At 73.3% G+C, this 24,272-nt stretch carries 22 protein-coding genes; 14 read left to right on the forward strand and 8 right to left on the reverse strand.

The window, feature by feature from the left end; translation table 11 throughout:
* Both AR3_RS21475 and AR3_RS21480 read right to left on the reverse strand, forming a co-directional pair.
* Positions 1–701 (reverse strand): helix-turn-helix transcriptional regulator (locus AR3_RS21475; RefSeq protein ID WP_067916228.1); only part of this gene is annotated, 701 nt, incomplete at its 3' end.
* 159 nt (positions 702–860) lie between these two features.
* A complete protein-coding gene (locus AR3_RS21480) occupies positions 861–1,817 on the reverse strand; it encodes an alpha/beta fold hydrolase (RefSeq protein WP_067916230.1) in 957 nt (318 codons plus the stop codon).
* Between the two features lie 187 nt (positions 1,818–2,004).
* On the opposite strand from AR3_RS21480, the gene AR3_RS21485 reads away from it, so the two are divergent.
* Positions 2,005–2,793, forward strand: a complete 789-nt coding sequence (locus AR3_RS21485; protein ID WP_067916232.1) for a 3-hydroxybutyrate dehydrogenase — start codon at positions 2,005–2,007, stop codon at positions 2,791–2,793.
* Positions 2,778–4,754, forward strand: coding sequence for a helix-turn-helix domain-containing protein (locus AR3_RS21490; protein ID WP_217998680.1), 1,977 nt, complete (start codon positions 2,778–2,780; stop codon positions 4,752–4,754). The genes AR3_RS21485 and AR3_RS21490 overlap by 16 nt, the downstream gene beginning before the upstream one ends.
* 95 nt (positions 4,755–4,849) lie before the next feature.
* Here the strand turns inward: AR3_RS21490 and AR3_RS21495 are convergent, their stop codons facing one another.
* The 5 genes from AR3_RS21495 to AR3_RS21515 are packed head-to-tail and all read right to left on the reverse strand — an operon-like array spanning position 4,850 to position 9,465.
* On the reverse strand, positions 4,850–5,863 hold the full coding sequence (locus tag AR3_RS21495) for a branched-chain amino acid ABC transporter permease (protein WP_217998682.1): 1,014 nt from the start codon (positions 5,861–5,863) through the stop codon (positions 4,850–4,852).
* Complete coding sequence (locus AR3_RS21500) at positions 5,860–6,714, reverse strand: branched-chain amino acid ABC transporter permease (protein ID WP_067916238.1); 855 nt, start codon at positions 6,712–6,714, stop codon at positions 5,860–5,862. Before AR3_RS21500 ends, AR3_RS21495 begins: the two co-directional genes overlap by 4 nt.
* 16 nt (positions 6,715–6,730) lie before the next feature.
* Positions 6,731–8,017 (reverse strand): ABC transporter substrate-binding protein, encoded by a 1,287-nt coding sequence (locus AR3_RS21505; RefSeq protein WP_083951753.1) that lies wholly within the window; start codon positions 8,015–8,017, stop codon positions 6,731–6,733.
* A 10-nt stretch (positions 8,018–8,027) separates the two neighbouring features.
* On the reverse strand, positions 8,028–8,720 hold the full coding sequence (locus AR3_RS21510; protein ID WP_067916240.1) for an ABC transporter ATP-binding protein: 693 nt from the start codon (positions 8,718–8,720) through the stop codon (positions 8,028–8,030).
* Positions 8,707–9,465: an ABC transporter ATP-binding protein gene (locus tag AR3_RS21515; protein ID WP_067916242.1), complete on the reverse strand. Its 759-nt coding sequence runs from the start codon at positions 9,463–9,465 to the stop codon at positions 8,707–8,709. Before AR3_RS21515 ends, AR3_RS21510 begins: the two co-directional genes overlap by 14 nt.
* A 278-nt stretch (positions 9,466–9,743) precedes the next feature.
* On the opposite strand from AR3_RS21515, the gene AR3_RS21520 reads away from it, so the two are divergent.
* Both AR3_RS21520 and AR3_RS21525 read left to right on the forward strand, forming a co-directional pair.
* On the forward strand, positions 9,744–11,060 hold the full coding sequence (locus AR3_RS21520; RefSeq protein WP_083951754.1) for a tannase/feruloyl esterase family alpha/beta hydrolase: 1,317 nt from the start codon (positions 9,744–9,746) through the stop codon (positions 11,058–11,060).
* Positions 11,061–11,083: 23 nt separating this feature from the next.
* On the forward strand, positions 11,084–12,100 hold the full coding sequence (locus tag AR3_RS21525) for an extracellular catalytic domain type 2 short-chain-length polyhydroxyalkanoate depolymerase (protein ID WP_067916246.1): 1,017 nt from the start codon (positions 11,084–11,086) through the stop codon (positions 12,098–12,100).
* A gap of 33 nt (positions 12,101–12,133) precedes the next feature.
* Here the strand turns inward: AR3_RS21525 and AR3_RS21530 are convergent, their stop codons facing one another.
* A complete protein-coding gene (locus tag AR3_RS21530; protein ID WP_217998686.1) occupies positions 12,134–13,162 on the reverse strand; it encodes a PHP domain-containing protein in 1,029 nt (342 codons plus the stop codon).
* An 83-nt stretch (positions 13,163–13,245) separates the two neighbouring features.
* Here AR3_RS21530 and AR3_RS21535 point away from each other — a divergent pair, with 83 nt between their 5' ends.
* The 10 genes from AR3_RS21535 to AR3_RS21580 all read left to right on the forward strand — a co-directional run bounded on the left by AR3_RS21535 (position 13,246) and on the right by AR3_RS21580 (position 24,073).
* Positions 13,246–14,559 (forward strand): sensor histidine kinase, encoded by a 1,314-nt coding sequence (locus AR3_RS21535; protein WP_083951755.1) that lies wholly within the window; start codon positions 13,246–13,248, stop codon positions 14,557–14,559.
* Entirely contained in the window at positions 14,556–15,230 is a 675-nt protein-coding gene (locus AR3_RS21540; protein WP_067916250.1) for a response regulator, read from the forward strand. Before AR3_RS21535 ends, AR3_RS21540 begins: the two co-directional genes overlap by 4 nt.
* Positions 15,231–15,401: 171 nt before the next feature.
* Complete coding sequence (locus tag AR3_RS21545; RefSeq protein WP_067916252.1) at positions 15,402–16,358, forward strand: alpha/beta hydrolase; 957 nt, start codon at positions 15,402–15,404, stop codon at positions 16,356–16,358.
* Entirely contained in the window at positions 16,351–17,481 is a 1,131-nt protein-coding gene (locus tag AR3_RS21550) for an acyltransferase family protein (RefSeq protein WP_067916254.1), read from the forward strand. Before AR3_RS21545 ends, AR3_RS21550 begins: the two co-directional genes overlap by 8 nt.
* Before the next feature lie 141 nt (positions 17,482–17,622).
* Complete coding sequence (locus AR3_RS21555) at positions 17,623–18,804, forward strand: PucR family transcriptional regulator (protein ID WP_067916256.1); 1,182 nt, start codon at positions 17,623–17,625, stop codon at positions 18,802–18,804.
* Positions 18,805–18,921: 117 nt separating this feature from the next.
* The gene (locus AR3_RS21560; protein ID WP_083951757.1) at positions 18,922–19,839 is read left to right on the forward strand and encodes an ACP S-malonyltransferase; all 918 of its coding nucleotides are present in this window, start codon (positions 18,922–18,924) and stop codon (positions 19,837–19,839) included.
* On the forward strand, positions 19,836–20,819 hold the full coding sequence (locus AR3_RS21565) for a beta-ketoacyl-ACP synthase III (RefSeq protein ID WP_174545470.1): 984 nt from the start codon (positions 19,836–19,838) through the stop codon (positions 20,817–20,819). Before AR3_RS21560 ends, AR3_RS21565 begins: the two co-directional genes overlap by 4 nt.
* Before the next feature lie 51 nt (positions 20,820–20,870).
* On the forward strand, positions 20,871–21,122 hold the full coding sequence (locus tag AR3_RS21570; RefSeq protein WP_067916260.1) for an acyl carrier protein: 252 nt from the start codon (positions 20,871–20,873) through the stop codon (positions 21,120–21,122).
* Between the two features lie 144 nt (positions 21,123–21,266).
* A complete protein-coding gene (locus tag AR3_RS21575) occupies positions 21,267–22,571 on the forward strand; it encodes a beta-ketoacyl-[acyl-carrier-protein] synthase family protein (RefSeq protein WP_067916262.1) in 1,305 nt (434 codons plus the stop codon).
* Positions 22,572–22,624: 53 nt separating this feature from the next.
* Entirely contained in the window at positions 22,625–24,073 is a 1,449-nt protein-coding gene (locus AR3_RS21580; RefSeq protein ID WP_067916264.1) for an acyl-CoA carboxylase subunit beta, read from the forward strand.
* The last annotated feature ends 199 nt before the right edge of the window (positions 24,074–24,272 follow it).

Below are 24,272 nucleotides of genomic sequence, written 5' to 3' on the forward strand. Positions count from 1 at the left end.
AGTTTCAGGGAGTGGGCCACGAGGTCGTCGGGGTAGTCGCAGTCGAGGTCTTCGAAGGTCCGCTCGGGGGCGGTCTCGTCCAGCAGCACGGCGCGGCGGATGCGGTCGATGCGGAACACGCGGCCCTCGCCGCGCAGGCGGCACCAGCCGAGGAAGTACCACATGCGGTACCCGGCGGTGAACGCGACCGGTTCGACGTCGCGTTCGGTGGCGGTGCCGGAGCCGTCGACGTACAGCAGGCGCACCACGCGGCGGGCGGCCACGGCCTCTTCCAGCACGGCGGGCACCGACGCGGGCGCGTCCGCCTCGGCCGGGATCAGGAACCGGATGCGGTCGGCCAGCTCCCGGGCCGAGGCGCCGTCGGACGCCGACATCGCCGAGAAGATCTTGCGCAGCGCGGTGCGGGCCGCGCGCGAGTACGGCGAGCCGCCGGCCCGGCTCAGGGCGATCGCGACGGCGACGGCCTCGGCGGGGGTGAAGTTGAGCGGGGGCAGGGTGCGGCTCTTGTCGAGGGTGTAGCCGCCGCCGCGGCCCACGTCCGCGTAGATCGGCACCCCGGCCTGCTGGAGCGCGGCGATGTCGCGTTCGACGGTGCGGACGCTGACCTCGAACCGGGCGGCCAGCTCCCGCGCGCTCAGCCGGCGCGGCGCGCACGCCCGCAGCTCCTCCACCATGGCGTACAGGCGGTCGGTACGGTTCACGCGTCGACTCTATGTGGCGCCCGCGACACTGCCTGATTCGTCCGCTTGGCAGAGCGGGCGGTTCGCGCCCTCGCAGGTCTGGGCTCGAACCACTCAAGCGTCGACGCCCCGACAGCGTCCGCCGCCCAGTGGCGGGCAGGGGTCGGCCGGGGGAGCGCGTCACAGGGAGCCGATGAAGTCGATCATGGCGCGGTTGACCTCGTCGGGGCGCTCCTGCTGGGTCCAGTGGCCGCAGCCGGGCAGCCAGACGGTGCCGCGCAGATCGGGGACGACGTCGCTCATCGAGGCGACGCTCTCCCGGGCGCCCGGGGCGGCGGCGACGAGGTCGCGGTCGCCGGCGATGAACAGGGCCGGCGGCGTGATCGGGGCGCGGTGCCAGGCGGCGGTGAGCTCCCAGTTGCGGTCCAGGTTCCGGTACCAGTTGAGGGGGCCGGTGAAGCCGCTCGGCTCGTATTCGCGGACGAACGCGGCGATGTCGTCCTCGGTGAGCCAGCCCGGAAGCTCCTCGGGTTCGGGGCAGACGTCGAGGAAGCCGCCGCCCTCGGGGACGATCGGGACCAGGCCGGGGGCGTCGCCGGACGCGGCGTACAGCAGCCGCCGGAACGTGGCGGCGCGGTCGCGGTCGAGCTCCGCCTCGGGCACGTCGGGCTGCTGGAAGTACACCATGTAGAAGCCGTCGCCGAGTTGCTCCCGCAGCGCCGCGACGGGGGGACGCGAGGAGCGGCGGCGGTGCGGCACCGACAGGCCGATCACGCCGCGCACCCGGTCGGGGCGCAGCTGCGCCGTGGCCCAGGCGACCGGGGCGCCCCAGTCGTGCCCGGCGACGACGGCGCGGTCCTCGCCGAGCGCGTCGATCAGCCCGACGACGTCGCCGACCAGGTGCAGGATCGTGCAGTCCTCGACGCGGGCGGGCCCGCCGGTGCGGGCGTAGCCGCGCTGGTCGGGCGCGACCGCGTGGTATCCGGCCTCGGCGAGGGCGACGAGCTGGTGCCGCCAGGAGTACCAGCACTCGGGGAAGCCGTGCAGCAGCAGGACCAGGGGGCCGCTGCCCGCCTCGGCGATGTGCATCCGCAGCCCGCTGGTGGACTGGACATGGCGATGCGTGATCTCGATCATGGGGCCACCTCACGTTCGACGGCACCGCCGACGGTAGCCCGCCGCGGTCGGACCGGAGACGGCCGCCCCCGCGCGGCGGCGTCGCCGCAGGTCGGCCGTTCGGCCGTGGGGCGGCCACACCGTTCGGGGCGGCATTGTGTCCGCCGTCTCCATAGGAGCGGGGCGGCGGCGTCCGTAGGTTTCGGGCATGACGAGCGTGCACTCCCAGACCGCAGCCCCGGCCGATCTGGATCTGAGCGGCAGGCGCGCCCTGGTGACCGGCGGCGCGGGCGGCATCGGGCTGGCCTGCGCCGAGCGGCTCGCCGCGGCGGGGGCGCGGGTGACGATCGTGGACGTGCGCGGCGGCCCGGCGCGGGAGGCGGCCGAGCGGCTCGGCGGGACGGCCCGCGTCGCCGACCTGGCCGATCCGGGGCAGCTGGACGCCCTGGCCCGCGACTGCGACGTCGACATCATCGTCAACAACGCCGGGATCCAGCACGTGGCGCCGCTGCAGGAGTTCCCTCCCGAGACGTTCACCGCGATCATGCGGATCATGGTGGAGGCGCCGTTCCGGCTGGTGCGGGCCGCGCTGCCGGGCATGTACGAGCGCGGCTGGGGACGGGTGGTCAACATCTCGTCGGTGCACGGGCTGCGCGCGTCCCCCTACAAGGCGGCGTACGTGGCGGCCAAGCACGCGCTGGAGGGGCTGTCCAAGGTGATCGCCCTGGAGGGCGCGCCGCACGGCGTGACGTCCAACTGCGTGTGCCCCGCGTACGTGCGCACGCCGCTGGTGGAAGGGCAGATCGCCGACCAGGCCCGGGTCCACGGCCTGTCGCCGGAGGCGGTGACGACCGAGGTGATGCTGGCGCGGACGGCGATCAAGCGGCTGATCGAGCCGGCGGAGGTGGCCGAGACGGTGGCGTTCCTGTGCGCCCCGCGGGCCGCCATGATCACCGGGGCGTCGATCACGCTGGACGGCGGATGGACCGCCCACTGACCGAGCGTCGGTCGGCGGATGGACCGGCGGCGGCCGGGACGCCCAGAATGTCCCGCATGACCTGCGCCGTCTTTCTCGAGCTGCTGGCCCGCGAGGCGTCCCCGGTGGAGTTCGAGGGGCCGCTGGTGGAGGCCCGCGCGGCGGGCGCCGGGCCGGAGGTGCTGGCGGAGCTGGAGGCGGCCAAGCTGGCGGCGCTGCGGGTGCGGTCGGTGATGCGGCGGCACGCGCGGCGCGAGGCGCAGCTGCAGGCGCTGTTCGACACCGCGGGCGACCTGGCCGGGCTGCGCGACCTGGACGCGGTGCTGGAGGCGATCGTGCGCCGCGCCCGCCGGCTGCTGTCGGCGGACATCTCGTACATGACGCTGATCGACGAGGAGCGCGGCGACACCTACATGCGGGTGACGGACGGGTCGGTGTCGGCGGCGTTCCGGCGGCTGCGGCTGCCGATGGGCGCCGGCCTGGGCGGGCTGGTCGCGCAGACAGCGACGCCCTACACCAGCGCCCGGTACCTGAACGACCCGCGCTTCCGGCACCGCGACTTCATCGACTCGGCGGTGGCCGAGGAGGGCCTGGTGGCGATCCTCGGCGTGCCGATGATGCTGGGCGGCCGCGTGATCGGGGTGCTGTTCGCGGCCAACCGCAGGGAACGGCCGTTCGACCAGGAGGACGTGGCGCTGCTGGGGTCGCTGGCGGCGCACGCGGCGGTCGCCATCGACAACGCGCGCCTGCTGGAGGAGACCCGCACCGCGCTGGAGGAGCTGAGCGCGGCCAACGAGGAGATCCGCGCGCACAGCGCCGCGGTGGAGCGGGCCGCGCAGGCGCACGACCGCATGACCGCGCTGGTGGTGCGCGGCGGCGGGGTGGAGGACGTGGCGGCCGTCGTCACCGAGGTGCTGGGCGGGACGCTGCACGTCCTGGACGCGGACGGACGGCGCCTGGCCACGGCGGGCGACCCCGCCGACGTCCTCACCGACGAGGAGCTGTCCGGGGTGATGGCCTCGGCCCGCAACATCCGGGCGCAGGGCCGCACGGTGCGGCGGGGCGACCTGTGGATCGCGTCGGTGTCCACCGGTGACGAGATGCTGGGCACGCTGGTGCTGCGCGCGCCGGACGAGGTGCCCGACGACGGGCGCCGCATCCTGGAGCGGGCCGCGCTGGTGACCGCGCTGCTGCTGCTGTTCCGCCGCAGCGTGGCCGAGGCGGAGGGCCGCGTGCGCGGCGACCTGCTCGACGACCTGGTGTCGGGGCGGGAGCTGGACGCCGACGCGTTCAAGGCGCGGGCCGGGCGGGTCGGGGTCGACGTGGACGCGCCGCACGTGGTGCTGTCGGCGCGGTACCAGTCGCCGGACCACCGTTCCCGCGCGGCGTTCTGGGCCGCGTCGCACGCGGCGGTGGAGCGCGGGCTGGCCGCGTCAAGGGGCGGGGAGGTCGTGCTGATGCTGCCCGGGAGCGACCCCGGGGCGGCGGCCAGGCGCGTGGCCAAGGAGATGGGCGCCTCCCTGGGCGCGCCGGTCACCGTGGGCGCGGCGGGGCCCGTGCACGGGCCGGACGAGGTGGCGGCCGCCGCCCGGGAGGCCGCGCGCTGCGCCGAGGCGCTGCTGGCGCTCGGCCGCCACGGGGAGGGCGCGGGCGCCGCGGACCTGGGCTTCGTCGGCCTGCTCATCGCGGACGGCCGCGACGTGGACGGCTTCCTGACGAGCGCGCTGGGCCCGGTGCTGGACTACGACGCCCGCCGCGGCACCTCGCTCATCGAGACCCTGGACACCTACTTCGGCACCGGCCGCAGCCTGTCGCGGACCGCCGAACGCCTGCACATCCACGTCAACACCGTCACCCAGCGCCTGGACCGCGTGGGCCGGCTCCTGGGCGAGGACTGGCAGTCCCCCGACCGGGCCCTGGAGGTGCAGCTCGCGCTCCGGCTGCACCGCCTGCGCGCCGGGTCGGCCCTCCGGGGCGCGTGACCCCGCCGCGCTGACGGCATGCCCGCACACCTTACGGCGGCGTCTTCGAACGCCTGTGCAGCGCGCGCCTGCGCTCAGGCGCGCGCTGCACACCGTCAGGCGCGGGCGTCGGAGAGCGTGTCGGAGTTCGCGGGCTTGTTATCCGACGGCTCCGGGGCCGCCGCCCGGGAGGCGCCGGCGCGCGAGGCCAGCAGGTGGCGGACCGTGCCCCAGATGCCGCGGCGGAAGACCAGCACGACCAGCATGAAGATGGCGCCGGTGATGATGCCGGTCTCCTCGAAGCCCGCCGTGGCCAGGCGGTCGTTCAGCTCGACGATCAGCGCCGCGCCCAGGGCGCCGCCCCACAGGGTGCCGATGCCGCCGAGCACGACCATCATCACGACCTGCCCGGACGTCGTCCAGTACACCTCCTGCAGGGACGCGAAGCCGTGGCTGATGGCGAACAGCCCGCCCGCGACGCCCGACAGCGCCGCCGACAGGACGAACGCCAGCAGCTTGTACCGGTCCACCGGGTAGCCGAGCGCGCGGGCGCGGGCCGGGTTGTCGCGGATCGACACCAGCACGCGGCCGAACGGCGACCGCACGATCCGCCAGGCGACGAAGAACCCGGCCAGCACGAACGGCAGGCCCGCGTAGTAGAAGTAGAACGGGTCGGACAGGTCCAGCCCGAACAGTTCGCGGGGGATGCCCTGCAGGCCGTTCTCGCCGCCGGTCACGTCCCGCCACTGGTTGGCGACGAAGTACACCATCTGCGCGAACGCCAGCGTGACCATGGCGAAGTAGATGCCGCGCAGCCGCACCGACAGGTATCCGATCGGCACCGCCAGCAGGGCCGCCAGCAGCGCGCCGCCCAGCACCGCCGCCGGGAACGGCAGGCCGGTGTGCAGCGCGATCAGGCCCGCGGTGTAGGCGGCGCCGCCCCAGAACGCGGCGTGCCCGAACGACAGCAGCCCGGTGAAGCCGAGCAGCAGGTCCACGGCCGCGGCGAACAGCGCCCAGCAGGCGATGTCCATGGCGACCGGCGGGTAGATCAGCCACGGCAGGGCCAGCGCCACCGCCAGCCCGGCGACCGCGGGCACCGGCCGCCGGGCGAGCATGGAGAGGATCACAGCGCCTCCTCGCGTCCGAACAGCCCGGCCGGGCGCCACAGGAGCACGGCCGCCATCAGGATGAACACCAGGGTCTGGGACAGCGCGGGCACGTACAGGTTGCCCAGGGCCGACACCAGGCCGACGGCGAACCCGGCGGCGACCGACCCGAACACCGACCCGAGCCCGCCGATCACCACGACCGCGAACACCGTGATGATGAGGTCGGCGCCCATCAGCGGGTTGACCGCGCGCATCGGCGCGGCGAGCACCCCGGCGAACGCGGCGAGCGCGATGCCGAACCCGAACACCGGCGACACCCAGCGCGCCACGTCGATGCCGAGCGCGCGGGTCAGCTCGGGCCGCTCGGTGGACGCCCGCACGATCATCCCGACGCGGGTGCGGGTGAGGACGAGCCACACCGTCCCGCACACCGCGAGCGACACGGCGAGCACGAACACCTGGTAGGCGGGGTAGGTGAACAGCCCCAGGTCGATGGAGCCGCCGAAGGGGCGCGGGTACGGCTGCGACTGCACCCCGTACCGGTGCTTCACCACGTCCTGCAGGATCAGCGCCAGCCCGAACGTCAGCAGGAAGTTGTAGAGCGGGTCGAGCGGCGCGAGACGCTGGATGAACAGCCGTTCCAGCGCGATGCCCGCCAGCCCCAGGACGATCGGCACGACGAACAGCGCGACCCAGAAGTTCACGCCGAAGGAGTCCAGCAGGATGAACGCGCCGAACGCCCCGAGCATGTAGAACGCGCCGTGGGCGAAGTTGACCACGCCCAGCATTCCGAAGATGACGGCCAGGCCGAGGGCGAGCAGGGCGTAGAACGACCCGCTCACCAGCCCGTTGAACGCCTGTTCCAGCACGAGGGCCTCCGGGACGTCACAGCTTGCAGGCGGGGTCGACCGGCTGGAACGCCTCGGCCGCGGGGATGGTCTTCAGGATCTTCTCGTAGTCCCAGGGCTCCTTGACGTCCTTGAACGCCTTGACCTGCGCCAGGTAGACGTCGTGCGTCAGCAGGTGGTCCTCGGCGCGGATCGTGCCGTTGCGGGCGAACACGTCGTTGACCTTGGCGCCCTCCAGCTGCTTGACGACGTCGTCGGACTTGTCCGTGCCGGCCCGCTGCACGGCCTCCAGGTACTGCAGCGCCGCCGAGTAGTCGCCGGCCTGCACCGCCGTGGGCCGCTTGCCGGTCTTGGCCTGGTACTTGTCGGCCCACGCCCGGTTGGTGGCGTCCATGTTCCAGTACCAGAAGTCGGTGAAGCGGGTCTCCGACAGGGCGTCCGGGCCCAGGGAGTGGATGTCGGTGATGAACATCAGCCCGACCGCGAGGCCCACGCCCTTGTCGCGCAGCTTGTACTCGTTGTACTGCTTGACGAGGTTCACCAGGTCGCCGCCGGCCTGCATGGTGCCGAGCACCTGCGGCTTGGGATCGAGCCCAGGGGCCTTCAGCAGGAACGTGGAGAAGTTGTCATTGGGGAACGGCGCGGGGTCGGACTTGACCACGTTCCCGCCCGCGTTCCGCACGGCGGCGGTGAACGTCTTCTGCATGTCCTGGCCGAAGGCGTAGTCCGGGTAGACCACGTACCAGTTCTTGGCGCCGTCCTTGGTCAGCGCCGTCCCGGTGCCGTGCGCCAGCATGTAGCTGTTGTAGCCGTAGTGGAAGGTGTACTTGTTGCAGCTCTTGCCGGTCAGCTCGGTGGTGGCGGCGCCGATGTCGATGAACACCTTCTTCTTGTTCTTGGCGACGTTGGCGACGGCGAGCGCGGCCGAGGAGGTCGGCACGTCCAGGATCACGTCGGCCTTCCGCCGGTCGTACAGCTCCTGCGCCTTGGAGTTGGCCACGTCGGGCTTGTTCTGGTGGTCGGCGGCGATCACTTCGATCGTGTCGGCGACGGCCTTGTCGCCGTATTTCGCCTTGTAGTCCGCCACGGCCATGCGCACCGCCTCGACGCCGCCGCGGCCGGACACGTCGGCGTAGACCCCCGACTGGTCGTTGAGGACGGCCAGCACGACCTTGCCGTCGCTGATCTTGCCGCCGCCGCCGGCCGGGCCGCCGCCGCATCCGGCGAGCAGCGCTCCGGCGGCCGCCAGCGCCAGCGACGGGACGACACAGCGGCGCACCCGGGCCGGACCGCCGGATGCCGCCGCGCGCGGGGAAATCACCATGGGGGTTCTCCTAGATTCCGAGGTAGTCGAGTAGCTCGTGCTCGCGGGCGCGGACCTCGGCGTTGTCCATCGACTCCACGATCCGGCCCTCGGCGATCAGGTGGTGGCGGTCGGCGACGGTGGCGGCGAAGTGCACGTTCTGCTCGATGAGCAGCACGGTCACGCCCGCCGCCTTCACCTCGCGCAGGATGTCGCCGATCTGCTGGACGATCAGCGGGGACAGGCCCTCGGTGGGCTCGTCGCACAGCAGCAGCCGCGCCCCGGTGCGCAGCACGCGCGCCAGCGCGAGCATCTGCTGCTCGCCGCCCGACAGCTTCGTGCCGGGGAAGCGGCGCCGTTCGCGCAGCCGAGGGAACGTCTCGTACACCCGCTCCAGCGGCCAGGCGTCCTTGCCGCTGACGGGGGGCAGGAGCAGGTTCTCCTCGACGGTGAGCGTGGCGTAGACACCGCGGTCGTCGGGGACGTAGCCGAGGCCGCGGCGGGCGCGGCGGTGCGGGCCGAGGGCGGTGATGTCCTCGCCCAGGAACTCGATCGTCCCGGACGTCTTGCCGTGCAGCCCCATCAGGCAGCGCAGCAGGGTGGTCTTGCCGGCGCCGTTGCGGCCGACCAGCGTGACGATCTCGCCCTCGGCGACCTCCAGGGACACCTCGCGCAGCGCCTGCGCCTCGCCGTACCAGGCCGACAGACGGTCAACGCGCAGCATCGGAGTCTCCCAGGTAGGCGGCGACGACGCGGGGGTCGCGGCGGATCTCGGCGTAGGGGCCCTCGGCCAGGACGCGGCCGTGCTGCAGGACGGTCACCCGGTCGGCCAGGCTGGCGACCACGTTCATGTTGTGCTCGACCAGCACGACCGTGCGGCCGTCCCGGACGCGGCGGACGAGGTCCACGGTGCGGTCGACGTCCTCCACGCCCATCCCGGCGGTCGGCTCGTCCAGCAGCAGCACCTTCGGGTCGAGCGCCAGCGCGAGGGCGAGTTCCAGGGCGCGCTTGCGCCCGTAGGCCAGCGACGCGGCCGGCACGTGGGCGTGGTCGGCCAGGCCGACGCGCTCCAGCAGCTCGTCGGCGCGGCCGGAGAAGCGGCCCAGCGCGCGGTCGGACTTCCAGAACCGCCAGCCGAGGCCGGTGCGGCCGGCCAGCGCCAGCTCCACGTGCTGGCGGGGGGTGAGCTCGGCGAACAGGCTGGTGATCTGGAAGGAGCGGGCCACGCCGAGACGGGCGATCCGCTCGGGGCTCAGGCCCGCCAGCTCGCGCCCCTCCAGCCGCACGCTGCCCGCCGACGGCCGCAGGAACCCGGTCAGCAGGTTGAACAGCGTGGTCTTGCCCGCGCCGTTGGGCCCGACCAGCGCGTGCACGCTGCCCTCGGCGACGTCCAGGTCCACGCCGTCCACGGCCCGGAACCCGCGGAACTCCTTGACCAGGCCCCGGGCGCGCAGGACAGGACCGTCCATGCAGCCTCCTCGCACTCGCGACGTGACCCGGACCACACCGGGCCGCCGTGACCGTGAACGCTAGGAGTCCCGGGGTGACGCGGCCATGTGGCGCGTCCACACATTCGCGGGCCCGAACACCGAGGTGGCCCACATCACACCTCTGTCGCCGGGGTTTGGCGGCGGGGTGGCGGGCGTCCCCACATCGCGGCGGCCAAGAGTGGGTCCCGGCAACGTGGCCCGTGTCACGCGCCGCGAGGACCATGGCGGGCGTTCACCTCCCCGGCGAAGGAGCCGCCATGCCGACAGTTCGTCTTCGCCTTCTCAGCACGGGCGCCGCCGCCCTGACCGCGCTGACGCTCATGCCCGCCCCCGCCCGCGCCCAGACGGGGTGCGGCGCGCGGCTCGTCGTCCCGGGCGCGCAGCACCAGGTCGCGGCCTGCCTGGACGACCTGACGACGGCGGGCACGGTCGCGTCCGGCCACACCGTCCGGGACGACTGGGCGGGGCTGCACCCGGCGGGCACGCGCAACCCGACCGGGGTGCCGGGAATCCAGATCGACGGCTACTTCCCGGACTCCTCGACCTTCAACACCCACCACGGCTGGAACCACGACGCGCAGTTCGTCATCCGGCTGCCCGAGAAATGGAACGGCGGCCTGGTCGTCACGGGATCGCCGGGGAACCGCCGCCAGTACGCCAACGACTTCGCCATCTCCGACTGGGTGCTCGCCAAGGGATACGCGTTCGCCGCCACGGACAAGGGCAACAGCGGTACCGAGTTCTATAAGGACGGCCGCCGCCCCGGGGACGCCATCGTCGAATGGAACCACCGGGTGACGCAGCTGACCATCGCGGCCAAAGCGGTCGTGACGCAGCGCTACGGCAGGCCCCCGCGCCGCACCTTCGCCGCCGGCATCTCCAACGGCGGCTACCTGGTGCGCTGGCAGTTGGAGAACCGGCCGGAGCTGTACGACGGAGGCATCGACTCCGAAGGCACCCTGTGGCGCGCCGACGGCCCCAACGCGCTGACGTTCCTGCCGCCCATACTGCGCGCGTACCCGTCGTACGCCGAGACCGGGGACCCGGCCGCGCACCGGGCCCTTCTCGACGCCGGCCTCGCTCCCGGCTCAGAGTTCCTGTGGCCGTACCACGACCAGGTGTACTGGGGGCTGACCCAGCGCATCTACCGCCAGGAGCTCGACCCCTCCTACACCGGCGCGGAGGCCGACTACGACTACTTCTCACGTCCGGCATCGGTGCGCAGGGCGGTCGAGCGCATCTCTCTGACCGGACGCATCCGCAAACCGCTCATCACCCTGCACGGCACGTACGACGCGCTGCTGCCCATCGCCAAGGTCTCCGACGTGTACGCGCAGATGGTGCGCGCGTCGAAGGCCGCGCCGTACCGCTACTACCGGCTCGAAGGCGGCAACCACGTCGACGGCCTCTACGACGCCTACCCAGACCGGCTCCGACCGCTGCTGCCGTGCATGCGCAGCGCGTTCAGCGCCTTGGAGACCTGGGTCGCGGGCGGCCAGGCGCCTCCGCCGAGCGCCACCCTGCCCCGGCCCACTTCGGGGGATCCCGCCAACAGCTGCTCCCTCAGCGGCTAATCCACCCCGACGGGAGGTCATCGATGAAACTCCCCACTCGCAAGCTCGCGACCGTCCTGAGCGCGGTCGCGGGCGTACTGATCGCCACGACCGCCCAGTCCCCCGCCGCCGCGGCGGCGGAATCGCTGCCCCGCCTCAACATCAGCGCCGTCTACGCCAGCGGCGTGTCGTCCGGCGGCTACATGGCCGACCAGCTGCACGTCGCCTATTCCGGCACGGTCAAAGGCGTCGGAATCTTCAGCGCCGGGGCGTACCACTGCGCCCGCGGCAGCATCACCACCGCGCAGCTCGCGTGCATGAACGACCTGTACGACGACAACCCCGCCGAGCTGCAGCGCATCGCGTCCGACCGGGCCGCCCAAGGCCGCATCGACCCCGTCTCCAACCTGGCCGGGCACAAGGTGTGGCTCTACCACGGCGTCAACGACTACACCGTGAAGCAGTCGGTCACCGACGGGCTCGCCACGTTCTACCAGGCCTTCGGCGCGAACGTGGCGTACACCAAGACCTCCTTGGCCGGGCACGCCTGGGTCAGCCCGATCGGCCCGAACCCGTGCGTGGCCACCTACACGCCGTACATCAACAAGTGCTCCGACGACCCTGAGGGGTCGATGCTGCGCCATCTGCTCGGCAGCGTCGCCGCCCCCGCGTCCACGCCCACCGGCACGCTCCTGAGCTTCGACCAGAACCAGTACGCCCCCAACGGCAACGCGGCGTCCATCAGCATGGGCGGCACCGGGTTCGCCTACATCCCGCAGAACTGCGCCAATGGGGCGTCGTGCCGCCTGATCGTCGCCCTGCACGGATGCCAGCAGGGCTACAACACGATCGGCACCACGTTCGTCACCAGGGCCTACCTGAACGAATACGCCGACACCAACAACCTCGTCGTCCTCTACCCGCAGGCCACGGCCAGCGCTCTGACGAACCCCCAGGGCTGCTGGAACTGGTGGGGGTACGGCGGGGACACCGCCTACGACATGAAGGGCGGCAAGCAGATCGAGACCCTGATGCGCATGGTCCGTGCCCTCGGCGCCTGACCGCCCGGCCCTCGGCGCATGACCGCCCGGCCCTCAGGAGCCCCCGCGCGCCCAGGCGAGCAGGTCGTCGGCGCTCATGGTGTTGACGACCTGCTCGGGCGCGACGCCGCAGCGGGCGGCGCGGTCGCAGCCGTTGGGCTGCCAGTCGAGCTGGCCGGGGGCGTGCGCGTCGGAGTCGATCGCGAACCGGCAGCCCGCCTCGACCGCCAGCCGCAGCAGCCGCTTGGGCGGGTCCAGCCGCTCCGGCCGCGAATTGATCTCCACCGCGACGTCGTAGGCCGCGCAGGCGTCGAACACCAGCGCGGCGTCGAACTGCGACTCCGGCCGCACGCCGCCGCGCCGCCCGCCGCCCTTGACGATCCGCCCGGTGCAGTGCCCCAGGACGTTCACCCGCGGGTCGCGCACCGCCGCGACCATCCGCCGCGTCATCGCCGCGCGGTCCATGCGGAGCTTGGAATGGACGCTGGCCACCACCACGTCCAGCCGGTCCAGCAGCTCCGGGTCCTGGTCCAGCGAGCCGTCCTCGAGGATGTCGACCTCGATGCCGGTCAGGACGCGAAACGGCGCCAGCTCGGCGCTCAGCTCCGCCACCGCGTCCAGCTGCCGCCGCAGCCGCTCGGCCGACAGCCCGTTCGCCACGGTCAGGCGCGGCGAGTGGTCGGTCAGCGCGATGTAGTCGTGGCCGAGGTCGCGGGCGGTCTCGGCCATCTCCCTGATGGACGCGCCGCCGTCCGACCAGTCGCTGTGGGTGTGCAGGTCGCCCCGCAGCGCCCGCCGCAGCGCCGCGGCCGCCTCGTCCAGCGGCGCGCCCTCGGTCGCCTCCAGCCGCCGCAGGTACACCGGGGTCTCCCCGCGCAGCGCCTCCTCGATCACCAGGGCGGTGACCTTGCCGATGCCGGGCAGCTCGGTCAGCGTGCCGCGCCGCGCCCGCTCGGCCAGCTCGTCGCGCGGCGTGCGCCCGGCCAGGTCGGCCGCGTTCCGGAACGCCCGCACACGGTAGGTCGGCTCGTGCGCGCGCTCCAGCAGGAACGCGATGCGCCGCAACGCCTCCACGGGGTCCACTCCCCGACCGTACCCAGGTATGACCTCGAAGTCGCACCACGGTGTCATTCGCCGAGGCCCGCGGCGGCCATAGCCTTGCGCACATGAGCGGCGACGACACCCCGAAGCAGGGCCTGGCGCAGACGCTCGTTCTGGCGGTGCGGCCCTTCGTCGCCGGCGTCGCCGGGGCGGCAGAGCCGCGCCGGGCCGACCGGCCGTGGCCGCCGCGGCTGCGCGACACCCGCCTGAACCGCCTGCCGTTCGCCGTCGTCCTCCAGGTGATCGACCTGGCGATAGCGGTGATCATCGCCTTCGGGACGTACTCCCTGCTGGTCACCGAGACCGCCGAACGCGGCCTGTCGGTGTCGAACGGGGAGCTGGGCATCGCCTCGTTCCTGCTGGCGCTGCCTATGGCGCTGCGCGAACGCCATCCCGTGGCCGCGTGGCGGCTGCTGTACGTGGCGATGCTCTACTCCGGGACGCACCACTGGCTGGACGTGCCGTTCCCCCCGGGCGGATCGGTCGCCGGCGTGCTGATCCTCTACACGGTGGCGGTGCGCTGCTCGGTCACCCTGACCGTCGGCGTCGGACTGTGGTCCGTCCTCGGGGTGCTGCTGGTCGACCAGCAGACGGGCGCCGGCGCGGCGGTGTTCGTGGCGGTGCCGCTGCTGATCGGGGCGTTCGTCCGGCTGCGCCAGAAGACCCGCGACGAGCTGGCCGAACGGGATCAGGCCGCGGCCCGGGAGCTGGCCGAGCAGCGCAAGCGGCACCGCGAGGCCGAGGCCGTGCTCAAGGAGCGCCAGCGCATCGCCCGGGAGCTGCACGACGTGGTGGCCCACCACATGTCGATGATCGCGATCCAGGCGGAGGCCGCGCCGTACACGGTGCCGGAGGTGCCCGACAAGATCCGCCGGGATCTGGCGGAGATCCGCGCGACCGCGCTCGAGGCGCTCACCGAGATGCGCCGCATCCTGGGCGTGCTGCGCTCGGAGGACGGCGTGGAGACCGCGCCGCAGCCGGGGCTGGACCGGCTGGACGCGCTGATGCGGTCCGCCCGCGGCGCCGGGCTGACCGTGAACAGCAGCGTCACCGGCGACCTGGCGGCCGTGCCGCAGGGCGTCGCGCTCAGCGCGTACCGCATCCTGCAGGAGGCGCTCAGCAACGTCATGCGGCACGCCCCCGGCGCCGTCGTGGACGTCGAGCTGATCCAGCAGGAGGGCATCCTGTTGATCAGCGTGATCAACGGTCCCCCCGCCCCGGGGCACCGCCCGTCGTCGCTGTCGCCGCCCGGCGAGGGGCACGGCCTGGTCGGCATGCGCGAGCGGGCCGCCATGCTGGGCGGCGGGGTGACCGCCAAACCCACCCCCGAAGGAGGCTTCGCCGTGACCGCCACGCTCCCGCTGGGGACCCGGACATGACGATCCGCGTGGTCATCGTCGACGACCAGGGCATGGTCCGCACCGGGTTCGGGGTGCTGCTCAACGCCCAGCCCGACATCGAGGTGGTCGGCGAGGCGGTCGACGGCGCGCAAGCGCTGGCGGTGGTCGCCGAGACGCGGCCCGACGTGGTCCTCATGGACGTGCGGATGCCGGTCATGGACGGCCTGGAGGCGACCCGCCGGCTGCTCAAGGACGCCGACCCAGGCGGCGCGCCTCCCCCGAAGGTGCTCATGCTCACCACCTTCGACCTCGACGACTACGTGTACGAGGCGCTGCGCGCGGGCGCGAGCGGCTTCCTGCTCAAGGACGCCTCCGCCGCCGAGCTGGCCGAGGCGGTGCGGATCATCGCGGCGGGCGACGCGCTGCTGTCCCCGTCGGTGACGCGGCGGCTGATCGCCGAGTTCGCCCGGCTGGGCGCGCCGCGCGCGCCGTCCCGGGAGCGGCTGGGCGAGCTGACCGAACGGGAGACCGAGGTGCTGACCCTCGTCGCCCGCGGGCTGTCCAACGCCGAGATCGCCGCCCGACTGGTGGTGGCCGAGCAGACCGTCAAGACGCACTTCGGCCGCATCCTCGCCAAGCTCGGCCTGCGCGACCGGCCGCAGGCCATCGTCTACGCCTACGAGGTCGGCCTGGTCCGTCCCGGCGACTAGCGTCGGCGTCACCCCCGTCAGCGTCACCCCGTCAGCGTCACCCCGTCAGCGTCACCCCCGTCATACCTGGGGACGACGCGGAAGGACGGCTCCGCCGTGTGATCCGGGCTACGGGCGGCGGCTCCTAGCTTCCTGGCCAGTGCACTCCGCTGACCAGGAAGGACACCGCCCGTGCGCAGCCCCGTCCCCCGAAGGGCCCTGGCCGTCACCGCGGCCGTGCCGGCGGTCGTCGCGACGACCGCCGGGGCCGGCCACCCTGCGCCGTACGCGGCGCCGCAGGCCGGGCCGCAGCTGTCGCCCGCCTCGCTCGACGCGCGCTACGCCGTCGTCCGCGACGACATCCGGCGGGCCTACGTCGCCGCGCGTCAACTGGGGGACGGCGACCGCGCCGAGGCGCTGCGCGCGTTCCTCGCGCCCGGACGCCGCTTCCTGGCGTTCGACGCGCGCGGCCACGGCCAGGCCGTCGAGGTCGTCGGCGACCTCGCCCGAGCCGAACGGGTGGCGGTGCTGGTGCCGGGCGCGGACGGCCGGCTGTCCAACTTCGACGATCCCAAGTGGGCGGGCGGCGGCGCCCGCGCCGTCTACCGGCAGGCGCGGCGGACGGCTCCCGGCGTACGTGTCGCGGTGGTGGCCTGGCTCGGATACTCCTCCCCCTCCACCATCAGCCCGACAGTGCTCACCCCAGGACGCGCCTCCGACGGCGCGCGCAAGCTGCACCGCTTCTTGTCGGAGCTGCACCGTGCCAACGGGCGCGCCCGTATGGCGCTGCTGTGCCACAGCTACGGCTCGGTGATATGCGGCAAGGCCGCCAGTGGTTTGCGGTCGCTGCCAGTGGACGACATCGCGCTGTACGGCAGTCCTGGCGTCACCGTCTCGTCGGTCGCGGCCATGCACACCAGGGCGCGCGTATGGGCGGGACGGGCCGACGGCGACTGGACGCGGTACGTGCCTAAGGTGCGTGTGGCCGGCCTGGGGTTCGGCCCCGACCCGGCTGCCGAGTCGTTCGGCGCGTTGCGTTTCGCCGCCGGGAAGGGTGCGCACAGCGGATACCTGCGTCCCGGATCGGTGTCACTGCGCAACCTCACCTACATCGCGCTCGGCCGCACGGCGGAGGTGACCCGTGATTGACGCACGGCGGCCCACTCTGGCGACGCGGATCGCGGCGGCGACACCGCCCGACCGCGACCGCGCGGTCGACGCCTTGCGCGCCCTGGCCATCCTCGGCGTGGTGCTCGGGCACTGGTTGGTGACCGCGTTCGTCGACACCGGCGGCGGGCGGCTGCGAGTGAACAGCCCGCTGTCGGCGATGCCGCATCTGGCGCCCGCCTCCTGGGTGTTGCAGACACTCGCGGTGTTCTTTCTCGTCGGCGGATACACGGCGGCGAAAGGACACCGCGCCGGGGAACCGTACGTGCCGTGGGTGCGTCGCCGCCTGGCGCGACTCCTACGCCCCGTGCCCGTCCTGCTGCTGGCGTGGGCGGTGGCCACCGGGGTGCTGGCATGGGCCGGACTGCCGTCCGACACACTGCGCACACTGCTGAAGCTGGTGCTGAGCCCGCTGTGGTTCCTGGGCGTGTACGGAACGCTCATCGCGCTCACCCCTATGGTGGTGGCCGTCTGGAACCGGCTCGGTGTGCGGGGCGTGCTCGCGCCCCTGACCGCGACCGCGCTTCTCGACCTCGCCCGCTTCGGGTGGGACGCTCCAGGGTGGATCGGCTGGGGCACCGTGCTGACCGGATGGCTCGTGCCGTTCTACCTGGGCGTGGCATGGGGGCACGGAGCCCTGGCGAGCGCTCGCACCGGCTGGCTCCTGCTGGGCGGGGGCGCCGCCGCGACAGGCGCGCTCATCCTGACGGCCGGGTACCCGGCGAGCATGGTCGGGGTGCCGGGCGCCGAGGTGTCCAACCTCAATCCGCCGACCCTGGCGGCCGTGGCGTTCGGCCTGGCCCAATGCGGGCTGGCACTGTTGGCCCGCGGCCCGCTCACCCGCTGCATGCGGCGGCCGCGCGTGTGGGCCGCCATCGCGCTGGCCAACCTGTCCGCCATGACGATCTTCCTGTGGCACCAGACCGCGCTGATGGCCGCCACGATGGCGACCGACCTGACCGTCGGCCCGCTGACCGGCCTGCACACCGCGCCCGACCACGCCGGATGGATCGCGGCCCGGCTGGCGTGGCTGCCGCTCTTCGCCGCCGTCCTGGCCGTCCTGTGGGCGGCCGCGCACCGCTTCGAACGGCCCCGACAGCGGTGAGCCGCGGTCGCCGCGGAATGTGACTCTTGTCGCTCCGGGACGTCTCGAAGACGCCACCGTGTGTGACTCCCGCGTCTGTTCCCGCAAGTCGAAGCACAGGTGAGCGCGGAACTTCGCCTGGTTGGTGGCACCCTTGGGGACGTGGAAAGCACGAACGAGGCCGCTCTCAGGGAACAGACCACGCAGCGCTTGGAAAAGGCCATGGGCTCCTTCGGGACCGCCGCCCTGGCCAGGATGGAGCAACAGCTTCCCTGGTTCCGGCGCATGCCGCCCGAGCAGCGCTCCTGGATCGGGCTGGTCGCCCAGGCGGGCATCGCCGCGTTCGTGGAGTGGTTCAAGAACGCCGAGAAGACCCGTCCCGCCATCGCCGGAGAGGTGTTCGGCACCGCCCCGCGCGACCTGATGCGCTCCATCAAGCTGCAGCACACCATCGACATGATCCGCGTCATCATCGACGTGGTGGAGACGCGGCTGGACGAACTCGCCGCGCCCGGCGGCGAAGCGCAGCTGCGCGAGGCGATCCTCCGCTACACGCGCGACGTCGCGTTCGGCGCCGCCCAGGTGTACGCGCGCGCCGCCGAGACCCGCGCCGCCTGGGACGCCCGGCTGGAGGCGCTCGTGGTGAACGCGGTGCTGCGCGGCGAGGTCGACGACGGCATGCACTCGTGGGCCGCCGCGCTCGGCTGGACGTCCAAGCCCGTCACCGTCGTCGCCGGGTACACCCCCGAGGACGAGGAGCCCGAGGTCACCATCGACCAGATGCAGCTGGCCGCGCGCCGCGCCCGGGTGGACGTGCTCGCCGGGGTGCAGGGCCGCCGCGTCATCGTCATCGTCGGCGGGGACGTCGACCCGCTGGAGGCGTCGCGCCACATCGCGGCCAAGTGCGGCCCCGGCCCCGTCGTGGTCGGCCCGCAGGTCGACGACCTGTACGGCTCCACCGTCTCGGCCCGCGCCGCGCTGGCGGGGCTGCGCGCCGCCGCCGGATGGCCGGACGCGCCGCGCCCCGTCCTGGCCGCCGAGCTGCTGCCCGAACGCGCGCTCGACGGCGACGAGGAGGCCCGCCGGTATCTGGTGGAGCAGGTCTACAACCCGATGTGCGCCGCGGGCGCGCCGCTGCTGGACACCCTCACCACCTACCTGGAACAGGGCTCGTCGCTGGAGGCCACGGCGCGGCTGCTGTTCGTCCACCCGAACACCGTCCGCTACCGGCTGCGCCGCGTCGCCGAGCTGACCGGGCTGGTGCCGACGGACGGCCGCAACGCGTTCACGCTGCGGATCGCGCTGGTGCTCGGACGCTTCAGCGAACGCGATCCGCGGCCGTAGCCGCGCGGCCGGCCCTCCCCGCTCCCCCGCCTTGTAGAGGTCGTACAAAGGCCCCCGTCGAAAGTTCGTGCCGATCGGCATCACCACCGCAGATGCGCAGAGGGGAAGCTGGGGCCTGTGATTCTCCTCGCCTCGCCCGGTCAGGGCGCCCAGACACCAGGATTTTTGAGCCCGTGGCTTGAGGTGCCCGGTGTCGCCGACCGCCTGACATGGTGGTCCGCGGTCACCGGGCTGGACCTGATCCGATACGGGACCACCGCCGACGCCGAGGAGATCCGCGACACCGCCGTGGCGCAGCCGCTGCTGGTCGCGGCGGCGCTCGCCGCGTTCCAGACCCTCTACGAGGGCGACGAGCGGCCGGACGCGGTGGCCGGACACAGCGTCGGCGAGCTTGCCGCCGCCGCCGTTTCGGGGGTGCTGACGCCCGAGACGGCGCTGGTGCTGGTGCGCGAACGAGGCCGCGCGATGGCCGAGGCCGCCGCCGTCACCGAGACCGGCATGACCGCCGTGCTCGGCGGCGACCCCGACGAGGTGCTGGCCGTCATCGAGAAGCACGGCCTGACCCCGGCCAACGTCAACGGCGCCGGCCAGGTCGTCGCGGCCGGGACGATGGACCGCCTGGCCGCGCTCAAGGAGGACCCGCCGCCGAAGGCGCGGCTGCGTCCGCTGTCGGTGGCGGGCGCGTTCCACACCGAGCACATGGCGCCGGCCGTCGACGCGCTGCGCCGCCTGGCGCCCGGCGTGCCGGTCCGCGACCCGGAGATCACGCTGCTGTCCAACCGGGACGGCGCGGTCGTGCGCGACGGACGCGAGTACCTCGACCGGCTGGTCGCCCAGGTCAGCGCCCCCGTCCGCTGGGACCGCTGCATGGCGACCATGCGGGAGCTGGGCGTCAGCGCGATCATCGAGCTGCCGCCCGCCGGCACGCTCGTGGGGATCGCCAAGCGCGAGCTGAAGGGACTGGACCTGTTGGCCCTCAAGACCCCCGAGGACCTCGACAAGGCCCGCGAGCTGATCAAGGCGCACGCGTCATGACGGCCGCGTACGAAGCGCCCGCGCTGCGCCTGTCCCAGGGCTCGCCCGGCGCCCGCATCCTCGCGTTCGGCGACTACCAGCCCGCCAAGGTCGTCACCAACGACGACCTGGCCAAGATCGTCGACACCAGCGACGAGTGGATCCGCAGCCGCGTCGGCATCGCCGAACGCCGCATCGCCGGCCCCGAGGAGACCGTCGGCGACATGGCCGTGCAGGCCGGCGGCAAGGCCCTGGCGGCCAGCGGCCTGTCCCCCGAGGACATCGACCTGGTGATCGTGGCGACCTGCTCGGTCGAGACGACCATCCCCAACCAGGCCGCCAGCGTCGCGCACCGGCTCGGCGTCAAGGCCCCCGCCGCGTTCGACCTCAACGCGGCCTGCGCCGGCTTCTGCTACGCGCTGGAGACCGCCGCCTCGGCCGTGCGCGCCGGCAGCGCCCGCAACGCGCTGGTCATCGGCGCGGAGAAGATGAGCAACTGGATCGACTGGAACGACCGGTCGACCTGCATCATCTTCGCCGACGGCGCGGGCGCGGCGGTCGTCACCGGCGCCGCCGAGCCCGGCGTGGGCCCGGTGGTGTGGGGCAGCGCCGGGGAGCTCGCCGACAAGATCACCGTGGCGGACCGGCGCTCGTTCATCAAGCAGGAGGGCCAGGCGGTGTTCCGCTGGGCCACCACCGCGGTCGCGCCCGTCGCGCTGGAGGCGTGCGAGCGCGCCGGGATCGCCCCCGATCAGCTGGCGGCCGTTGTGCCCCACCAGGCCAACCTGCGTATCGTCGATGCGATCGCGCGGCGGCTCAAGGCGGTCAACGCCGTGGTGGCCGACGACATCGTCCACTCCGGCAACACCTCGGCGGCGTCCATCCCCATGGCGCTGTCGCGCATGATCGAACGCGGCGACGTGCCGTCCGGCGCCCCGGCCCTGCTGGTCGGGTTCGGCGCCGGGCTGTCCTACGCCGCCCAAGTCATCCACCTTCCCTGACGTACGCGGGGCCCACCCGACGACGATCCGACCACGAAGGAGAGCACACACATGGCAGTCGCCACCGAGCAGGAGATCCTGGACGGCCTCGCCGAGATCATCGACGAGATCGTGGGGATCGACAAGTCCGAGGTGACCCCCGAGAAGAGCTTCGTCGACGACCTGGACATCGACTCGCTGTCGATGGTGGAGATCGCGGTGGCCGCCCAGGACAAGTTCGGCGTCGAGATCCCCGACGACAAGCTCAAGGACCTCAAGACGGTCAAGGACGTCATCGTCTACGTCCAGAACCTGCAGCAGTAAGGCCGTCCGCGGCGAGCGGCGCGGCGCGCATCCGGCCCGGGCGCCCGGCCCGAGCATCATCCGGCCCGGGGATGCGATGCCGCGCCGCCGACCGCTTCTCGCCGTGGAGCCGTCCGCCTCCCCCCGTTCGCTAGGAGCACTCACATGAGCACAAACCAGACCAAAGTCGTGGTGACCGGGCTCGGGGCCACCACCCCGCTCGGCGGCGACGTGCCGTCGACCTGGTCCGCGCTGCTCGCCGGCGAATCCGGGGTGCGCAAGCTGGACTGGGAGAACGTGGACCGGCTGCCCGTCCGGTTCGCCGCGCAGCTGGCCGTGGAGCCCTCCGAGCTGATCCCCAAGGCCCAGCTGCGCCGCCTCGACCGCTGCCAGGCCATCGCGCTGATCGCCGCGCGCGAGGCGTGGAAGGACGCCGGGTTCGCCCCGCCCGTCAAGCGCAAGGGCGGCAAGGGCGGCGACGACGGCCCCAAGGACGGCTTCCAGGTCGACGGCGAGCGGCTCGGCGTGGTCGTCTCCAGCGGCATCGGCGGGCTGCACACCGCCCTCAACAGCTACGACACCTTCCGGGAGAAGGGCTGGCAGCGGGTCACCCCGTTCACCGTGCCGATGCTGATGCCCAACGGCTCCTCCGGCCACATCAGCATCGAGTTCGGCGCGACGGCCGGGTCCCACACCCTGGTCAGCGCGTGCGCGTCCAGCGCCGAGGCGATCGGCTACGCCATCGACATGATCCGCACCGGCCGGGCCGACGTGGTGATCTGCGGCGGCACCGAGGCGTGCATCCACCCGCTGCAGATGGCCTCGTTCGGCGTGATGCGGGCGCTGTCCACCCGCAACGACGAGCCGGAGCGCGCCTCCCGGCCCTACGACAAGAACCGCGACGGCTTCGTGCTCGGCGAGGGCGCGGCCATGATGATCCTGGAGTCGGAGGAGCACGCCCGGGCCCGCGGGGCCCGCGTGCACGCGATCGCCGCCGGCTGCGGCTACTCCGCGGACGCCTACGACATCGTGCTGCCGGACCCGTCCGGCGAGGGGCAGGCCAAGGCGATGCGCCGGGCGCTGGCGGACGCGGGCCTGACGCCGGAGGACATCGTGCACATCAACGCGCACGCCACCTCCACCCCGGCCGGCGACATCGCCGAGCTGACCTCCATCAAGGCCGCGCTCGGCGAGGAGGCGGCGCGGAAGCTGTGCATCACCGCCACCAAGTCGATGACCGGGCACCTGCTGGGCGGCGCCGGCGCGCTGGAGTCGGTCATCACGATCCTGTCGCTGCGCGAGGGCCTGGTCCCGGCCGTCGCCAACCTGGAGGACCTGGACGACGAGGTGGACCTGGACATCGTTCGGGGCGAGCCGCGCAAGCTGCCGGACGGTCCGATCGCCGCGCTCAACAACTCGTTCGGCTTCGGCGGCCACAACGTGTCGGTCGCCTTCCAGCGCGCCGTCTGACGATCCGCTTCCGCGGGCCCGCCCCGTCGGTGTGACACAAGGAGCTTACGGACGTGACTGTGCTCGACAACCGGGTCGTGGACCCGGCAGCCACCTCAGACAAACAGGAGGCCGACCCGCGGGACCCGCGGACCCGGCTCGAGGCGTTCTTCGACGCGGGCTCCTTCCGTCCGCTCGGCGGCCGCGCGGAGGCCGGCGACGACAGCGGCGTCCTGGCCGGGCAGGGGCGGGTCGACGGGGTGCCGGTGGTGGCGTTCGCCTCCGACCCGCGCCTCATGGGCGGCGCCATGGGCGCCGCCACCTGCGAGGTCATTGTGGCCGCCTACGACCTGGCCGTCCGGGAGCGGATCCCGATCGTCGGGCTGTGGCACTCCGGCGGGGCCCGCCTGGCCGACGGCGTCGAGTCGCTGCACGCGATCGGCACCGTGTTCGCGGCGATGACCCACGCGTCCGGCGTGATCCCGCAGATCTCGGTGGTGCTCGGCGCCGCCGCCGGGGGCGCCGCCTACGGGCCCGCGCTCACCGACATCGTCGTCATGTCCGAGGGCGGCAAGATCTTCGTGACCGGTCCGGACGTGGTCCGGTCGGTCACCGGCGAGGACGTCGACATGGCCTCGCTCGGCGGCCCCGAGCCGCACTCGCGCAAGTCCGGCGTGGTGCACGTGGTCGCCAAGGACGACACCGAGGCGATCGCGCAGGGCCGCAAGCTCGCCGTGCTGCTCGGCCACCAGGGCCGCATCCGCCCGGACGACGTCGAGGAGCGCGACTTCTCCGGCGTGCTGCCCGACAACCCCCGCCGGGCCTACAGCGTGCAGCCCCTGGTGCAGGGCGTGCTCGACGACGTGGACGCGGCGGTCGAGCTGCACCCCAAGTGGGCGCCCAACATCGTCACCACGCTCGGCCGCCTCGGCGGCCGCACCGTCGGCGTCATCGCCAACAACCCGCTGCGGCTCGGCGGCTGCCTGGACGCCGCGTCCGCCGAGAAGGCCGCCCGGTTCGTCCGCATGTGCGACGCGTTCGGGGTGCCGCTGGTGGTGCTGGTGGACGTGCCCGGCTACCTGCCGGGCGTCGGCCAGGAGCACGGCGGAGTGGTGCGCCGCGGCGCCAAGCTGCTGCACGCGTTCGCCGAGGCCACGGTGCCGCGGGTCACCCTGGTGACCCGCAAGGCGTACGGCGGCGCGTACATCGCGATGAACTCGCGTTCGCTGGGCGCGACCCGCGTGTTCGCCTGGCCCACCGCCGAGATCGCCGTCATGGGCGCCGTCGCGGCCGTGCGCATCCTGCACCGCCGCAAGCTGGCCGCCGTGCCCGAGGAGGAGCGCCCGGCCCTGGAGGCCAAGCTGGCCGAAGAGCACGAGCGGATCGCCGGCGGTCTGGACCGCGCCCGCGAGCTCGGCGTCGTCGACGAGGTCATCACGCCGACGACCACCCGCGGGGCGCTGGCCCGCGCCATCGCCGAGGCGACCCCGGCGCGCGGCGCCCACGGCAACATCCCGCTCTGACGCGGCTCGTCCCGATGGCCCGGCCCCTGGCCGGGCCATCGGCGTGTCCGGGCCCCTGGCCGGGCCATCGGCGTGTCCGGGGCCGTGCACCTGAGACCGTGTGCCCAGGTGTGCGGCCCGGGCGGTGCCGCCCGGAGCCCCGTCGAGGACGTCGGGGAACGGGGCCGCCGTGCCCGTCCCCGACGGAAGACTGGCCGGA

Origin of the sequence: Actinomadura rubrobrunea NBRC 15275 (genome assembly GCF_001552235.1) — a bacterium.
GTDB lineage: Bacteria > Actinomycetota > Actinomycetes > Streptosporangiales > Streptosporangiaceae > Spirillospora > Spirillospora viridilutea.

Excerpts from the sequence above, each read along its gene's own strand:
- AR3_RS21535 (WP_083951755.1), top strand. The coding sequence starts at position 13,246 with ATGAGCGGCGACGACACCCCGAAGCAGGGCCTGGCGCAGACGCTCGTT.
- AR3_RS21575 (WP_067916262.1), top strand. The coding sequence starts at position 21,267 with ATGAGCACAAACCAGACCAAAGTCGTGGTGACCGGGCTCGGGGCCACC.
- AR3_RS21480 (WP_067916230.1), bottom strand. The coding sequence starts at position 1,817 with ATGATCGAGATCACGCATCGCCATGTCCAGTCCACCAGCGGGCTGCGG.
- AR3_RS21570 (WP_067916260.1), top strand. The coding sequence starts at position 20,871 with ATGGCAGTCGCCACCGAGCAGGAGATCCTGGACGGCCTCGCCGAGATC.
- AR3_RS21520 (WP_083951754.1), top strand. The coding sequence starts at position 9,744 with ATGCCGACAGTTCGTCTTCGCCTTCTCAGCACGGGCGCCGCCGCCCTG.
- AR3_RS21540 (WP_067916250.1), top strand. The coding sequence starts at position 14,556 with ATGACGATCCGCGTGGTCATCGTCGACGACCAGGGCATGGTCCGCACC.
- AR3_RS21525 (WP_067916246.1), top strand. The coding sequence starts at position 11,084 with ATGAAACTCCCCACTCGCAAGCTCGCGACCGTCCTGAGCGCGGTCGCG.
- AR3_RS21490 (WP_217998680.1), top strand. The coding sequence starts at position 2,778 with ATGGACCGCCCACTGACCGAGCGTCGGTCGGCGGATGGACCGGCGGCG.
- AR3_RS21505 (WP_083951753.1), bottom strand. The coding sequence starts at position 8,017 with ATGGTGATTTCCCCGCGCGCGGCGGCATCCGGCGGTCCGGCCCGGGTG.
- AR3_RS21510 (WP_067916240.1), bottom strand. The coding sequence starts at position 8,720 with ATGCTGCGCGTTGACCGTCTGTCGGCCTGGTACGGCGAGGCGCAGGCG.
- AR3_RS21485 (WP_067916232.1), top strand. The coding sequence starts at position 2,005 with ATGACGAGCGTGCACTCCCAGACCGCAGCCCCGGCCGATCTGGATCTG.
- AR3_RS21565 (WP_174545470.1), top strand. The coding sequence starts at position 19,836 with ATGACGGCCGCGTACGAAGCGCCCGCGCTGCGCCTGTCCCAGGGCTCG.
- AR3_RS21515 (WP_067916242.1), bottom strand. The coding sequence starts at position 9,465 with ATGGACGGTCCTGTCCTGCGCGCCCGGGGCCTGGTCAAGGAGTTCCGC.